This is a genomic window from Paenibacillus shirakamiensis (genome assembly GCF_017874255.1).
GTDB lineage: Bacteria > Bacillota > Bacilli > Paenibacillales > Paenibacillaceae > Fontibacillus > Fontibacillus shirakamiensis.
In genome coordinates, this window is record NZ_JAGGLD010000002.1 from 353,639 (window position 1) to 368,953 (window position 15,315).

Sequence of the window (15,315 nt, forward strand, 5' to 3'; positions counted from 1 at the left end):
TTAACTAGCTAGACAAACAAGGTTCCTACCGGACTTTTTCGCCGTATATAACGCATCATCGGCTTTATGGAACAAATTCTCTGGGATAATATCTGGATAGGTTGCCGCACCTACGGATACTGTTAATTTCAACTGCTCACCCGTAGGCAGTATGAACGCAAACCGCTCTACATTCGTCCTCAGTCGCTCCGCTGTTCGTCGAATTCGTTCCTGTCCACAATTATCTACAATAATGATGAATTCTTCTCCCCCATTGCGTGCAATATGGTCTCCAGGTCGGAAGGAATCTCGGAGTACATCTGCCAGCTGAATCAGTACGGCATCCCCAGCTGCATGACCGTACGTATCATTCACCAACTTAAAGTGATCAATATCTACGGCTAAGATGGAAAAGGGAAGGGATGTGTTCTGACTAGACTCTACTTGTTGATCAAAAAATGCCTTGAATGCTCTTTTATTATGTAACCCCGTCAAAAAATCTCGATGTGCCGCTTCCTCCATCATATGAAGCAGATCATCAGATTTCTTCAGATTACGCAATAAGAAATAGGTGAATAATCCAGCTGCAGTAGACAATAAAGAAAAGATTACAATGGGTTGCAGCTTGTCCTCAGGTAAAATAACAAGATAGACGAGATCTGTAGCCACTAGAGCAAGCATCTGAACGAGGAACCAATTCTTAAAACGGAGTCTTTTGCGCGGCATAAGCCACAGAGCAATACCCAAAGTCACCACCGCATTCATAGCCGCTATTATAGAAGCAAAGCTTACCCCGTGTATGAAAAATAACCGATAAGCAGCGATGAGTATGACGGTTATACCTCCGGATAATACCCCGCCTAGATATACAGAGACCAATATAGGAATTTGACGAAAGTCAGATGTGGCATTCTCCGTAATAGGAAATGTAAAATACATAAGAAGGATACCAAACAAACCAAGGAACAATCCACTAATTGCATGATTCCATACGGTACTAAATTTATTTTTCATATATTTACTTCGCAGCAGATTACCAAAAAACAAAAATGTAGTAAGCAACGTAAAATTACTAATTAATTTTTCAATCATGACACCTACACCTCACTTACTTGCCTAAGGGCAGCTATATCCTAAAAAAGTTCAACCTACTTTAAGCCAATTGTACCATATGATGTGAAACTTAAGGCCTACAGCATTGGAAGAAATTTTTCATTTCGATCATAAATCCGTATAATAAATAAAAGTTAGTCAAAAGGCTCGAATTATACTTAAAGGAGTGTATTCAACACATGTTCAATTGGCAACGCAGCAAACCTCTATTCGTTCTCCTGATATTTACGCTCGTCTTTGTATTATCGGCTTGCGGAGACAAAAACAGAAGCGAATCCGGGCAAAACAAAACAGATTCTCCAAAAACCGCTTCTCCAGCACCCGCTGAACCCACTCAGCCAGCACCAACCGAATCAGATAAGACAACGGACAAGAACAGTGCGAAGAATCCAGTAGTCACCATTGAAATGAGTACAGGTCAAAAAATCAAACTAGAGCTTTATCCCAAAGTAGCTCCAAATACGGTGAATAACTTTATCTCATTAATACACAAAAATTTCTATGACGGCAAGATCTTCCACCGCGTTATTCCAGGCTTTATGATTCAGGGGGGAGACCCGAACGGTAATGGTTCAGGGGGGCCCGGCTATTCCATCAAGGGCGAATTCACATCCAACAACTTTCCGAATGATCTCCTGCACACACGCGGAGTTCTTTCCATGGCACGGACAAATGAACCGGATTCTGCGGGTTCTCAGTTCTTTATTATGGCCGCAGATGCTACTTCATTGGATGGACAGTATGCGGCATTCGGTAAAGTAGTTGAAGGACTTGAAGTCGTTGATAGTATTGTAGGTCAGAACCGAGATAGTAATGATAAACCTGCTACCGATCAAGTGATGAAAAAAGTAACTGTCGATACTTTTGGGGTCACGTACAAAGAACCTGAGATTATCAAACCTTAATTTTCTACAGCAACCTATTCGAAGAGAGCCATGGATAAAGCCCACAAAGGCCTATCATGGCTCTCATTTTATTTTATGTATACTTCCTATATTGCAACATCAGACAGATAGCATATACAGCGCCGCTGTCCCTACACTCACTACAGTAACCACAAGATAAATCCAGCTTAATCTGCTTATATTTCCTAAGCTACGCTTCTCATAATTCGGATTAGAGGTCTTATTATCTTTAGACTGACCAATGATGAAGGTGCCAATACCGCCAATCAGAGCCACACTTATAATCAATATATATGGTATGTAATTCACCCTGTGATCTCCCCCTTTTGCTTCATTGTAACATCGTATGTCAACACTGCTTGATTAACTTTGTTCTTCACTATGTATAAAAAAAAGCCGGAACCTTAAAAGGTTCCGGCTTTTAATGACAACCCTATTGAACGGTAGAGTTAAAGGACATAATCCAGATGGATCCACCTACGACGGTGAATACGATCAGGAGTCCAACGATTAACGTCATAACGTTCCATCTTGGCTTCTCACCTTCACGAATATGCATGAAGAAGAACAATTGAACCAAGAGCTGCATAACTGCCATAAGCATTAAAGTCACGACAGTTTGCGTCTTATTGAGCATATCATTCATAACGATAACAAGTGGAATGATCGTTAGTACAATAGAGAAGATGAATCCAAGTAGGTAAGATTTCAAAGAACCGTGACCTTGGCTCACTTCATCAGTCGTAGAATGACCGTGTGTATGTTGACTCATCTTACATCACCCCCATCAAGTAAACGACGGTGAATACAAAGATCCAGATAACATCCAAAAAGTGCCAATACAGACCTAAGTTGGTCAACTTCCGAGTAGTGACTTCCGTCACACCTCTGCGGGAGACCTGAATCATCAGTGCAATCATCCAGACAAGTCCGATGGATACGTGAAGTCCGTGCGTACCAACTAGGGTGAAGAACGATGACAAGAACGCATTACTTGCAATCGTATGCCCTTCGTTAACCATCTTCACAAATTCCGTAACTTCCATGCCGATAAATGCAGCACCGAGAAGCGCTGTAACAATTAGCCAAGCAATCAACTGCTTCACGTTCTTCTTGTGCATAGCCAGCATAGCTAGACCACTTGTAAAACTACTTGTAAGCAAGATAAACGTTTCAATGATGACGCCTTTCATTTCGAACAATTCTTTAGCGCCCGGACCATTATTCGTATGCGTATGAAGTACTGCATAACAAGCGAACAACGTACCAAAGATCAAAATATCTGTAATAATGAAAATCCAGAATCCAAGCACCTTCAAGGACTCATGACTCTCATGGGCTTCATGCGAATGGGAATGTGTTGTTGCCGCGTGTGCCATTAGACGGTCCTCCCTCTTAAAGCTGCTTCTGTACGCTCAATCTCATCGACTTGAACATAATAATCGGTATCATAAGTGAATGAACGAGCAAGTAGACTAATTGCTACCCCTACAAGACCCGGAATCGCCATCCACATCCAACCAAATACAAATCCAAATCCAGCAATGAACCAACATACGGACATGATGAATGGTATAGCTGAATTCTTAGGCATATGAATCGGCTCAAGCTTCACAGGAGCAGGTTTGATGCCGTTCTTCAGATCCTCTTTTGTCTTCCACCAAGCATCAGTTCCCTCAACTTCAGGAACTACAGCGAAGTTGTAGAACGGTGCAGGAGATGGGATTGACCATTCCAGCGTACGACCATTCCAAGGATCTCCCGTAAGATCACGTTCACCTTTACGAATGCTGTAACTGATCTGCCATACTTGCACAATGAAAGCCAGACCCATGACGAATGCACCTACAGTAGAAATCATGTTAAGCGGTGCCCATCCTAGATCCCAACCGGTGTCGGAACCGTAGGTATATAGACGACGTGTCATACCCATGAAACCAAGTGCATATTGCGGCATGAAACATACATAGAAACCAATATTCCATAACCAGAATGACCACTTACCTAGTTTTTCATCAAGTTTGAAGCCGAATACTTTAGGCCACCAGTAGTACATACCTGCAAAGTAACCGAACACTACACCACCGATCAGAACTTGGTGGAAGTGAGCAATAAGGAAGTAACTGTTGTGATATTGATAATCGGCAGGCGCTACAGCAAGCATAACCCCTGTCGCTCCGCCTACGACGAAACAAGGAATGAATCCAAGTGTCCACAGCATCGGCTGCTTGATGGTGATCCGCCCTCGGAACATCGTAAAGAGCCAGTTAAAGATTTTAACCCCGGTCGGTATCCCAATCACCATCGTCGAGATGGCGAAGAATACATTGACGTTGGCACTAGATCCCATGGTGAAGAAGTGATGGGCCCAAGTGAAGAAGGACACTACGCTGATCAACATCATGGAGAATACCATCGATTTATATCCGAATATGGATTTCTTAGAGAAGGTAGACACGACTTCGGAGAAAATACCGAAGGCAGGAATAACTACAATGTATACCTCAGGGTGTCCCCACATCCATATTAAGTTGACGTACATCATCGGGTTCCCGCCTAGATCCATGGTGAAGAAATGAGCACCCACAAATCGGTCGAGGAATAGTAAAGCTAGTGTTACCGTAAGGATCGGGAAGGCAAAAATGATCATTACAGAACTGGATAACACGGACCAAGAGAAGAGTGGCATTTTCATCATCTTCATGCCTGGTGCGCGCATTTTAAGGATCGTTACTAAGAAGTTAATCCCTGTTGCCAAGGAACCTATACCGGAAATCTGAATCCCCCATATATAGAAGTTCTCCCCTACACCCGGACTATATGCAAGCTCCGATAACGGTGGATAACTTAACCATCCTGCATCAGGAGATCCCCCGATGACAAAAGAAAGGTTGAACAGCATGGCTCCCATAAGGAACAACCAGAAACTCATCGAGTTCAGGAACGGGAACGCAACGTCCCTTGCTCCTAATTGAAGCGGTACAACTAGATTAAATAAGGCAAACATCAGCGGCATCGCCATGAACAAGATCATGATCGTACCATGCGTAGTAAAGACCGCATTATAATGGTCCGCTTGTAAGAATTTCATATTCGGCAAGGCAAGCTGGGTACGCATCAAGAGCGCATCCACACCGCCACGGAATAACATCAATAAGGATGCAATCAGATACATAATCCCAATCTTTTTGTGATCGACGGTAGTAATCCATTCCCGCCAAAGCCACTTCCACTTTTTAAAGTAAGTTAGGACAAACAAAATTGCGATACTTGTAAGTCCTATGGAGACGTCCGCTCCATAAATCAGCGGGTCACCTGTAACGAAAAAAGTGGAGGCGAAGTCTTTAATATTTTCCCACATTACAATCCCTCTTTCGCCTGTGTTTATGGTTTTGTAGAACCGTTATAGCTACCGGAACTCATACTTTCTGAGCCATGCTTCATATAAATCCCGCCATTTTTGTTCACAATATCTGTATACAGCGTAGCTGGATAATCTGAATAGAACTGTTGTTTCATCGTGCTTGGTTTGGCAAGCTCTGTGTAGCCTTCATTCGTAAGTTTAGGTGAGCTTGATTTCACTTCTTTCACCCAAGTATTAAAGTCAGCCTGCGGTTTGGACTCGACAACGAAATTCATCTTCGCAAAGTCTCTCCCACTAAAGTTCGCCCCTGAACCATAATAGGTACCCGGCTTATCTGCTTGTAGCCACAGCTGCATGGCCATACCTGGCATAGAATATTCTTGTCCGCCTAGTTGAGGAATCCAGAATGAGTTCATCGGTGCATCCGATGTTAACTGGAAGCGAACCGGAACTCCTGCAGGAATCTGAACATAGTTGACTGTTGCAATCTTCTGATCTGGATATTGGAATAACCATTTCCAATCTAATGAAGTAACCTGAATCGTAATCGGTGTACTATCCGACACAGGCGGCTTAGCCAGTTTGTAAGTATCCCGTGCAGTCACAACCCCCAAAATGATGATGATGACAATCGGAATTCCCCACCAGATCGTCTCCAGCAACTTGCTGTCGTCCCAATGAGGTTGATACGGAGCTTTATTATTTGGCGTATCTCTGTATCTCCAGACGATAAAGACAAGAAGTCCGATAACAGGAATAACAACCGCCATACAAATCATACCGGTCAACATAATTAATTTCTGCTGTACCTCAGCGACAGGACCTTTGGCATCAAGCACAATAAACTTATCCCATCCCAGATACACGGACACCCCTATAATCAGAGCATATCCGACTACAATGAGCATCAGTAGCTTCCATCCGGAAAGCTTGTTTTTCATTTCCCCATCACCTCTGCATCTATACAGAATGAACTGATGAATGGGCCAAGAGTTCAAGCTGTATACTTAGTTTTTTATCGAATAATCCTTTAGCTGTTTCAGTGTATCAGATCGCATGTGAGTTATGTCACTAGTTAACCAAATCGTCATAATTGCTTTTCCATTATCCAGTAATTTTTTTCACAAACTGTTCACAACTCCTTTTCATACGAAAAAAAGCCCTTAGGAGCTTCTCCTAAGGGCTTTCATACATTCCGATTATAAGTTCAAGTCACTTCTATCCTTAGTCTTATCCATTACCCTTATCTGCATTGGACTGAACCAGATATATTGAAGTTCCCACGGTATAGACAAAGACACTAGAGATCATAAAGCCTAGACCCGCCATTAAAGTCATATTACGATCGGTGAAATCACTAATATTCATTAGACACATCACTACACCCACGCCTAACAATATCCAAGAAATTACCGTCATATAAGCCGCCAAGCTATAACCTTCATCTTTCATCTGACGCACTCGATCTAATGGATATACTTTCGCTGACATTCTTCATCACTCCTGTTCAACATCATGAAAAGGCTTTCTTGTACATAGTATACCACAAAGTTCACAATTTTGTTCATAATTTGTACAAATTTATTTTGAAATTTCGTCACATTTAAAATCTTTTATTACCTATAACCCTACATACCCTAAATTAAACATGTCTGATCGTTTTTTGGCCATACTAGAACATGCTATAATAGGAAACGTTTAGATAAGAATTGAGATGAAGGAGAAGATGATATTGAATTCTGACCCGGTCGTTCATAAGCCGGATCGTGCGGATATAGCAACGACTACTGATCTTTGCCTTCTGGCAGGTAAAATCATGCTTCAAAGTGGTGCGGAGACGTACCGAGTAGAGGACACGATGTCCCGGATTGCCGCCTGCCTCGGATTTCCTAAATCCACAAGTTATGTGACGCCTACAGGAATTATGTTTCAAGCGGATGAAGCTGGAGCAGCCAAGTTAACAGGAATCGCCGAACGAACCACGGATTTGCAAAAGGTTACCGCTGTGAATGGGATATCCCGTCAATTAAGCGGAGGCCAACTAACAGCAGAGCAGGCTCGGCTGAAGTTAAAAGAAGTGGAATGTGCAGCACATGCTTTCCCGATATGGCTGCAAATTGCGGCAGCTTCCATCGCTAGCGGTTGCTTTATGATTATGTTCCAAGGGGGATGGAACGACTTCGTTCCTGCTATGTTCAGCGGAGGATTTGGATATTGCGCTGTAATATATTTTCATCAATTGGTTCGTGTTAAGTTCTTCTCAGAACTTATGGCTTCCTTTGTTGTGGGTCTGATCTCACTGATCTTTGTACAGCTTGGATGGGGACATGCATTAGACAAAATTATTATCGGTTCCGTAATGCCACTTGTACCGGGACTCTTGATAACAAATGCTGTACGTGATCTGATGGCAGGTCATCTGGTGTCTGGGCTATCCCGAGGTGTAGAAGCTTTTCTTACAGCCTTTGCGATTGGTACGGGGATCGCCGTTGCCATTACTATCTTTTAAATTCAGAGTGAGGTCTATTTAATGTTTGCACAACTTGTCACTAGCTTCATTGCCTCATCCGCTTTCACAATTCTATTCAACACACCCAAACGTTCTTTATTGCAGTGCGGTATTGCCGGAATGATTAGCTGGATGATCTATCTTCTGCTTCAAGGCATTTGGGGTCCAATCTTAGCTTCATTAATAGCTACTACACTTGTAGGAATCATGGGGCAAATTTTTGCAAGGCTCTACAAGCTCCCCGTTATTATTTTCAGTGTTGCTGGGATTATTCCTTTAGTACCTGGTGGGATTGCTTATGATGCGATGCGTAAATTCGTAGAAAATGATCACAACGCTGCCGTTCAGCTAGCTGCTCAGGCCTTTTTAATCTCAGGTTCCATTGCCATGGGTCTTATTCTGTCAGAAGTGCTTAACCAGATGGTACGAAGAAGGGCTTAATCAAGATATACTTACGTTAACAAACATATTTTAATTTACAAACCATTTCAAATTACAAACATAATCCAAACTTTTCAAGGGAGGTTAAGAATGTTGAGTATTCAGCGACGTATGGAGGAATTGGAGAAAAAAGTCCAGATTCTTGAACAAGAAGTGGTTCATCTGCGCAACAATTCATTACACACTCTCCATTCCAATACAGACGAGGTACCTGAGACTGATTCATCAGCGACACATCAGGATTCACTACATACTCTTCCGCTGAATGCATCCACAAATATTACCGCTCCTCTCGCGCATGAGAAAAAACTAATCGATCAATTCAATGTGCTTCATGGTCGTAACGAGCAGGCTTCCATAACAGCAACTCCTAAAGAGCCTATAGATTGGGAACACTTATTAGCTCGCATTTGGCTTCCCCGGATATTTATTATTGTGCTTTTACTAGGTGTATTGTGGGGATTCTCGGCTGCTGTACGCAATGGAATCTTAACTGAACCGCTGCGCTGTATTCTGGGACTTATGGTCGCAGCCATAATGTTCTGGTATGGCGAAGTACAGTATCGGCACAAAAGATCCGCTCTGGCTCAAGTTCTGCTTGGTGGATCTATTGCTATTTTAATTCTTACCTTATTCGCCGCCCACATGCTGTATGGGTTAATCCCTGCTCCGCACTCCTTTGTATTATATTTGCTCTCCATTGGAGCTGGGGTATTCACAGCCATAAGGCACCGCTCTCAGACCCTCTTGATTGTGACCATGCTGGGGGGCTTTATGGTTCCATTCCTTATTCGCTCTACAGTACCAAATACTTGGGTCTTCGTCGGGTATGAGACGCTCTTTTCCGTAACGATGTTGATCTTATCTTCTATATTTGCTTATCGAATCGCTCACTTTACCGCCATCGGATTGCTTCATATTCCTTTGTTTTTCTTATTCATCTTTCTAGGGAATCAGTCCGGATCTGTAGCCTACGCCTTCATTACAGGAGCTACGTTGCAGTATATAACCATATTTGTCATTGCTCTTTTACAAAAGAACCGTGACATCTACCACAAAAGTATCGTGGTCTTCTCGGGTTTCTTATTGCTAACCGGCTGGGCTTCCATGGTATCGAATCGAGAGAACCTACCCATGTTATTTGACATCTTAATTGGCTTATGGGCTGGGATATTTACACTTACAGCACTTTGGAAACATGTCTGGAAAGAGAACGAACCCGTATATCTTGCTGCGGCCAGCTATGCATGGTTCATCTGGTTATCCCACATCCTAGGTACGGAAAGCCTATACATGGCCTGGACCATGGAAGGATTCATTCTTTTGCTGCTTGCTATACGTAGCAAAAGCCCGCTCCAACAAATCTCTGGATGTGTGATTTACTCCCTAGGACTTATGGGTACTTTATCGACGGATATTCGTGACATTGCATCCTATGCTTCTGCAAGCTGGATCATTCTCATTGCTACACTGATCATCATGCTTCAAGTTATTCGCAGACGGCCTCATCTGAAACATACATTTATCTATCACTCATATATTTGGTTCTGGCTTACCCTGTTCATTATCCTTTTGTTCACCAAAGAAATGAGTGAAGTCTTCACATGGTATCTCAGCACAGATACTCAACATTTGGTGTTATCTAGCGTATGGGCTGCTTATGCCGTAGTTATGATTGTGATTGGAGTCCTATTTCAACATAAGTATGCAAGACTAGCAGGTATTCTCCTTCTACTCCTAACTTTACTCAAGCTCATTCTTATTGATATTCCAGGGGTATCGTTACCTATCAGAGCCATATTGTTCATAGGACTAGGAGCTATAGGCATTATTATTTCCCGACTATTATATAGAAAACAGGCAATTCAGCCTCCAGCCGACCCGCCAGCAACACGATAAATTACAACCTTAGGAGGAATATATTCATGAAGATTATGCCCCTTGAACAACGTGGTATTTCCACGAGTCGACTCATTTTGGGTTGCATGCCTTTTGGTGGAGGATGGAACCGTGAGCCTATCGAACAGCAACATATCCTTGAAGCGGAACGTGCTGTAGATGCAGCATTGTCCATTGGCATCTCCATGTTCGATCATGCAGATATTTATACGATGGGTAAGGCGGAGGAGACCTTCGGTCACCTATTGAAAGCCCGCCCCTCTCTCCGCGATCAAGTAGTCATTCAATCCAAATGCGGCATTCGAGTAGCCAAGGGACAAGTACCCGGTCGTTATGATTTCTCCAAAGCTTATATTCTTGAATCTGTAAATGGCATCCTTCAGCGTCTGGGAACAGAGTACTTGGATATTCTATTACTTCACCGTCCAGATCCACTCATGGACCCAAACGAAGTCGCTGAAGCCTTAGGCAAGTTAAAGTCCTCAGGAAAAGTCCGTTACTTTGGCGTATCCAACATGAACAGTTCGCAGGTTCGCTTCTTACAAAGTGCCCTTCCTGAAGCCATTGCAGTTAATCAATTAGAAATGAGTCTATCTAAGCTTGATTTCGTAGATCAGACTGTACATGTTAATCAAGCTGAAGGAAACTCCGTTCACTTCGGAGAGGGACTGCTCGAACATGCTCAACTTCAGCGAATTCAGCTTCAAGCTTGGGGACCCTTGGCTCAAGGAGCTTTCTCTGGTCGTTCTTTAGAGGGCGAATCTGAACGAGTTGTACAGACTGCGGCCCTAGTTACACGCTTAGCCGAAGCTAAAAATACTACACCAGAAGCCATTGTACTCGGCTGGCTTATGAGGCATCCGGCGATGATTCAGCCAGTTCTAGGCAGCTCTAATCCCAAGCGAATTATTGCCTGCCGAGATGCGGAGCGTGTCTCTGTGAACTTGACCCGAGATGAATGGTACAGCTTGTACGTGAGTTCTCGAGGTCATGCGCTTCCATAAAGCCTGATACTAAATCATCTAGGTTCGTTGTTTCACGTTTTGCGGCAAACGGGTATGTACTACTAACACAATGGAAGTACATATGAGTGGAGGTTTATGATATGCCTGATCAACGAATAGGTGGGAAAATTGCTGTAGTTACGGGTGGCGGTTCTGGAATTGGTCAAGCGGCGGCCATTCGTTTTGCTGAGGAAGGTGCAACGGTATATATGTTGGACCGTACTCCTGAGAAAGCCGAAGCGACTCGTGCTACTATTGAAAATAACGGCGGGGTCGCCCATGTCGTCGAATGTGACATTTCCAAACCTGAGATGGTAGAGAAAGCCTTCCAGCAAGTAGCGGAACAAGCTGGGAAGCTGGATATTGTATTTGCAAATGCCGGTATTAATGGCACGATGGCGCCCATTGAGACGATGGAGATTGAAGATTGGGATCGAACTATCAACATCAATCTTCGCGGAACTTTCGCCACCGTGAAGTACGCCATTCCTCATCTTAAAGATCGAGGCGGTAGCATTATCATTAACAGTTCTATTAATGGAAACCGTGTCTTCTCAAATATTGGCTTCTCAGCCTATTCATCTACTAAAGCCGCGCAAGTCGCTTTTATGAAGATGGCTGCTCTAGAACTAGCCAGATACAAAATCCGTGTCAATGCTATCTGTCCTGGTGCGATCAAAACTCATATTGATGAGAATACGTACCCTACCGATGACCTCAAAAACGTACAAATTAAGGTCGAATTTCCGGATGGAGATCAGCCTCTTGAGCAGGGGCCTGGTACACCCACCCAGGTAGCTAATGTCGTTCTTTTTCTAGCGAGTGATGAATCCTCTCATCTTACCGGAACTGAAATTTTCGTCGATGGGGCAGAATCTTTGCTTCACGGCTAAATATATATGAATAAAGACCTCATACCTTGAACCAAGGAATGAGGCTTATTCTTTATTAGTCACTATAATAGTCACTATCTTGTATGAGAACGATTCCTTAAGGATAACATGAACACAGCGTTATAAATCCACAACTAGAGGAGATGCATCATCATGAGATTTCACAATAAAGTAGCGATTGTCACAGGCGGAGCCAGCGGTATTGGAGAAGCAACCGTAAGATTATTCGCCCAAGAAGGAGCCAAAGTCGTCATTGCCGATTTCGCGCCTCACGGACAAACTGTGGCCGACGAGCTGAAGCAAAATGGACAAGAGGCCTTATTTGTGAAAACAGATGTCACTTCGGAGACCGATGTTCAGCATCTCATTACTGCTTCTGTAGAAGCCTTCGGTCGTGTCGATATTCTTTTTGCCAACGCAGGAATTGCCAAAGATGGTATAGCGGATCAATTAACGCTTGATGCTTGGACCAAGACCATTGATATTAATTTGACCGGCGTGTTCCTGTCCGACAAATACTTCATTGAACAAGTACTCAAACAAGGGGATGGCGGTGTCATCGTCAACTGTGGGTCCATTCACAGCCATGTGGGTAAAGGAAGCGTTACGGCCTATGCAGCTGCCAAAGGTGGAGTGAAACTGCTCACTCAAACTCTAGGCATTGATTATGCCCAAAAAGGCATTCGCGTGAACGCCATCTGCCCAGGGTATATAGATACGCCTCTTCTCAAAGAAGCAGATGCTTCTATTAAGCAGCATCTAGCTGGACTTCATCCGATGGGTCGTCTCGGCCGTCCGGAAGAAGTTGCGAAGTCCGTTCTCTTCTTAGCAAGTGAGGATGCTTCATTTATTACGGGAACAACGTTGCTGGTTGATGGCGGTTATACGGCGCAATAATAAATTGAAATACACAACGAAAACAATCGCTACCGTACATACCTACGGCATCGATTGTTTTGTTGTATACAAAGCTAGGTCTCTAAAATGATCTCAAAAGCAATGTCTTATTTCTTAAAGTATTCTTGATACCAAGCGGCTGCAGCAGCTATTTCCGTGGATGTTAATTGATGACCCGCATTCTCCCAATGGAGTGTGACTTCAGCATGAGCACCTTGGAGAATTGCCTTTAATTCCTCCGACTCCTGTGCTGAACACATCATATCATTACGACCTGCCCCCATAAAAATAGGCATGCCTTTCAGATCAGGCAATGTCACACCACGTCTAGGCACCATCGGATGGTGCAAAATGGCTCCCCGTAGAGCATGGGGATAATGAAAAATCAGACTGCCTGCAATGTTAGCCCCATTCGAATAGCCTAGAGCTATTACTTGACTACGATCGAATCCGTAATCATTAGCCGCCTGATCTAAGAATTCATGGAGTTCTTTCGTTCTTGCAATCAAATCAACTTCATCAAAAACCCCTTCAGCTAATCTACGGAAAAATCTAGGCATCCCATTCTCTACTACATTCCCTCTTACACTGAGATAGCTTGCACCCCGATCGATATGTGAAGCTAGTGGAATCAGATCCTGCTCAGTTCCACCTGTGCCATGCAGCAGCAATAACACAGGGCCTCTTGCATCTGAACCTTGGTGAAATATATGTTTCATGAGAGATCTCCTTTCAATACACGGACTTCAAAAGGCAACAAATTCGCTTCGATCTCAGACCGATGTGGTTCGAACCATTCGGGAAGCATTAGCTTTTGACCCAACTGTTCTGTAGGTTCGTCATTATCAAATCCCGGTGTATCAGTAGCAATCTCGAATAAGATCCCCCCTGCTTCGCGGAAATACACAGCATTGAAATATTGGCGATCTACCACAGGAGTGGGGCTATATCCGTTCTCTTCCACCCATTCTCTCCATGCCAACTGATCCGCATCATCTTTCGCACGCCATGCAATATGATGAATCGTTCCACTTCCCCCTTGTCCCCAAGGTACAGGCTGCATATTGATATCAATAATATTCCCTATGTCCCCGATGGAACGATATCGAACTAAGCCCGCTTCTTCACCCACACGAGTAAGACCCATTGTATGCTCCAGCAGATGCTGAGTTTTGTCAGGGGCTGTACTTAAAAGCAATGCGCCACCAAATCCTTTAATAGCTTTTTCAGCAGAAACCCCACCAAAGGACCACTTGCTTTGTGCTCCCTCAGCACGTTCAACCATTTCCAATTTCAGACCATCATGATCCTTGAATTGCAGGAATAGTTCGGAGAATCTTTCTACTTTCTCAGTAGCAATATCAAGCCGTGACAGTCGTTCTTCCCAAAATCCAAGGGTACCTACAGGTACAGCAAACGTTACAATTCCAACCTGTCCCCCACCAATCGTTCCCATTCTGGAATTCGGCCAAGGGAAGAAGGTCATGGCTGTTCCAGGACTACCCACCTGATCTCCAAAGTACAAATGATACACTTCTGGGGCATCAAAATTAATCGTTTTCTTAACAAGATGTAGGCCGAGTACGCCGGCATAAAAATCAACATTCTGTTGAGGGTTAGTAACAAAAGCAGTAATATGATGAATTCCTGCGGTAATTTGAGACATGCGAATCACTCCTAGATTTAATTTAATTTTTAGTTTGTTATCACCGATTTGAATACTTCCAATATTAATAATTGAACATTTTGAATTTATCTTAAACTTAAGATATTTATTAAAAAAGAGAGGAGCTATCCTTCTTTTTTGGCAGACTTGCCTAATTTTTTAATCAAAGAAATAGCTGTTTTCTTTTCTTCAGGCGCAAGGCCCTTCATCAGGTTCTCGATAACCTCAGCATGTTCTGGGAATATGCGATCAAAAAGTTCCTTACCTTCAGGCGTAATCTCCGCAAAAGTTACTCGCCCATCATCGGGTGATGGCAGGCGCTTGAGCAGCCCTTTCTTCTCAAGCTTATCAATATTGTACGTAATACTTCCACTAGTAACTAGAATCTTATCGCCGATTTGTTGTAATGGGAACCGACCTTTATGATAGAGTAATTCGAGAACTGTAAACTCCGATGTAGATAAACCATACTTCTTCATATCTTTAACCGCTTGATCCATAATCAATTTATAAGATTTAGCTAAGACTACCATAAGTTTAAGCGATAATTCACGATTGCTTTTCATTAGGTCACCTCCTCACAACAAAATAATATCTTAACTTTAAGATAAATATACGCCTGATTATGATAGATGTCAACCCTTA

General features: G+C 43.2%; 17 protein-coding genes. 7 read left to right on the forward strand and 10 right to left on the reverse strand.

Features of this window, described 5'->3' with window-relative positions:
* Positions 1 to 1,071 (reverse strand): GGDEF domain-containing protein, encoded by a 1,071-nt coding sequence (locus J2Z69_RS08595; protein WP_209861144.1) that lies wholly within the window; start codon positions 1,069 to 1,071, stop codon positions 1 to 3.
* A gap of 200 nt (positions 1,072 to 1,271) precedes the next feature.
* Here J2Z69_RS08595 and J2Z69_RS08600 point away from each other — a divergent pair, with 200 nt between their 5' ends.
* Entirely contained in the window at positions 1,272 to 1,997 is a 726-nt protein-coding gene (locus J2Z69_RS08600) for a peptidylprolyl isomerase (RefSeq protein WP_209861146.1), read from the forward strand.
* 99 nt (positions 1,998 to 2,096) lie between these two features.
* Here the strand turns inward: J2Z69_RS08600 and J2Z69_RS08605 are convergent, their stop codons facing one another.
* The 6 genes from J2Z69_RS08605 to J2Z69_RS08630 form a co-directional block, all read right to left on the reverse strand.
* A complete protein-coding gene (locus J2Z69_RS08605) occupies positions 2,097 to 2,306 on the reverse strand; it encodes a hypothetical protein (protein WP_209861148.1) in 210 nt (69 codons plus the stop codon).
* Between the two features lie 124 nt (positions 2,307 to 2,430).
* The gene (gene cyoD / locus J2Z69_RS08610) at positions 2,431 to 2,769 is read right to left on the reverse strand and encodes a cytochrome o ubiquinol oxidase subunit IV (RefSeq protein ID WP_209861150.1); all 339 of its coding nucleotides are present in this window, start codon (positions 2,767 to 2,769) and stop codon (positions 2,431 to 2,433) included.
* 1 nt (position 2,770) lies between these two features.
* A complete protein-coding gene (gene cyoC, locus J2Z69_RS08615) occupies positions 2,771 to 3,376 on the reverse strand; it encodes a cytochrome o ubiquinol oxidase subunit III (RefSeq protein ID WP_209861152.1) in 606 nt (201 codons plus the stop codon).
* On the reverse strand, positions 3,376 to 5,358 hold the full coding sequence (locus tag J2Z69_RS08620) for a cbb3-type cytochrome c oxidase subunit I (RefSeq protein ID WP_209861155.1): 1,983 nt from the start codon (positions 5,356 to 5,358) through the stop codon (positions 3,376 to 3,378). The genes cyoC and J2Z69_RS08620 overlap by 1 nt, the downstream gene beginning before the upstream one ends.
* A gap of 23 nt (positions 5,359 to 5,381) precedes the next feature.
* Complete coding sequence (locus tag J2Z69_RS08625) at positions 5,382 to 6,302, reverse strand: ubiquinol oxidase subunit II (RefSeq protein WP_245339101.1); 921 nt, start codon at positions 6,300 to 6,302, stop codon at positions 5,382 to 5,384.
* Between the two features lie 289 nt (positions 6,303 to 6,591).
* The gene (locus tag J2Z69_RS08630) at positions 6,592 to 6,852 is read right to left on the reverse strand and encodes a hypothetical protein (protein ID WP_209861157.1); all 261 of its coding nucleotides are present in this window, start codon (positions 6,850 to 6,852) and stop codon (positions 6,592 to 6,594) included.
* Between the two features lie 241 nt (positions 6,853 to 7,093).
* Between J2Z69_RS08630 and J2Z69_RS08635 the strand changes: the two genes are divergently transcribed.
* The 6 genes from J2Z69_RS08635 to J2Z69_RS08660 all read left to right on the forward strand — a co-directional run bounded on the left by J2Z69_RS08635 (position 7,094) and on the right by J2Z69_RS08660 (position 13,004).
* A complete protein-coding gene (locus tag J2Z69_RS08635) occupies positions 7,094 to 7,870 on the forward strand; it encodes a threonine/serine exporter family protein (protein WP_281069389.1) in 777 nt (258 codons plus the stop codon).
* 21 nt (positions 7,871 to 7,891) lie between these two features.
* Positions 7,892 to 8,311, forward strand: coding sequence for a threonine/serine exporter family protein (locus tag J2Z69_RS08640; protein WP_209861161.1), 420 nt, complete (start codon positions 7,892 to 7,894; stop codon positions 8,309 to 8,311).
* 90 nt (positions 8,312 to 8,401) lie between these two features.
* A complete protein-coding gene (locus tag J2Z69_RS08645; RefSeq protein ID WP_209861163.1) occupies positions 8,402 to 10,210 on the forward strand; it encodes a DUF2339 domain-containing protein in 1,809 nt (602 codons plus the stop codon).
* A 26-nt stretch (positions 10,211 to 10,236) separates the two neighbouring features.
* Positions 10,237 to 11,214: an aldo/keto reductase gene (locus tag J2Z69_RS08650; protein WP_209861165.1), complete on the forward strand. Its 978-nt coding sequence runs from the start codon at positions 10,237 to 10,239 to the stop codon at positions 11,212 to 11,214.
* A gap of 101 nt (positions 11,215 to 11,315) precedes the next feature.
* Positions 11,316 to 12,107 carry an SDR family oxidoreductase gene (locus J2Z69_RS08655; RefSeq protein ID WP_209861167.1) on the forward strand — a complete coding sequence of 264 codons (792 nt, stop codon included), beginning with the start codon at positions 11,316 to 11,318 and terminating at the stop codon, positions 12,105 to 12,107.
* A 153-nt stretch (positions 12,108 to 12,260) separates the two neighbouring features.
* Positions 12,261 to 13,004, forward strand: a complete 744-nt coding sequence (locus J2Z69_RS08660) for an SDR family NAD(P)-dependent oxidoreductase (protein WP_209861169.1) — start codon at positions 12,261 to 12,263, stop codon at positions 13,002 to 13,004.
* A gap of 107 nt (positions 13,005 to 13,111) precedes the next feature.
* Here J2Z69_RS08660 and J2Z69_RS08665 read toward each other — a convergent pair whose 3' ends face one another.
* The 3 genes from J2Z69_RS08665 to J2Z69_RS08675 all read right to left on the reverse strand — a co-directional run bounded on the left by J2Z69_RS08665 (position 13,112) and on the right by J2Z69_RS08675 (position 15,236).
* Positions 13,112 to 13,723: an alpha/beta hydrolase gene (locus tag J2Z69_RS08665; protein WP_209861171.1), complete on the reverse strand. Its 612-nt coding sequence runs from the start codon at positions 13,721 to 13,723 to the stop codon at positions 13,112 to 13,114.
* Positions 13,720 to 14,670: a ring-cleaving dioxygenase gene (locus J2Z69_RS08670; protein WP_209861174.1), complete on the reverse strand. Its 951-nt coding sequence runs from the start codon at positions 14,668 to 14,670 to the stop codon at positions 13,720 to 13,722. The genes J2Z69_RS08665 and J2Z69_RS08670 overlap by 4 nt, the downstream gene beginning before the upstream one ends.
* A gap of 125 nt (positions 14,671 to 14,795) precedes the next feature.
* Positions 14,796 to 15,236 carry a MarR family winged helix-turn-helix transcriptional regulator gene (locus J2Z69_RS08675; protein ID WP_209861176.1) on the reverse strand — a complete coding sequence of 147 codons (441 nt, stop codon included), beginning with the start codon at positions 15,234 to 15,236 and terminating at the stop codon, positions 14,796 to 14,798.
* Positions 15,237 to 15,315: the final 79 nt, after the last annotated feature.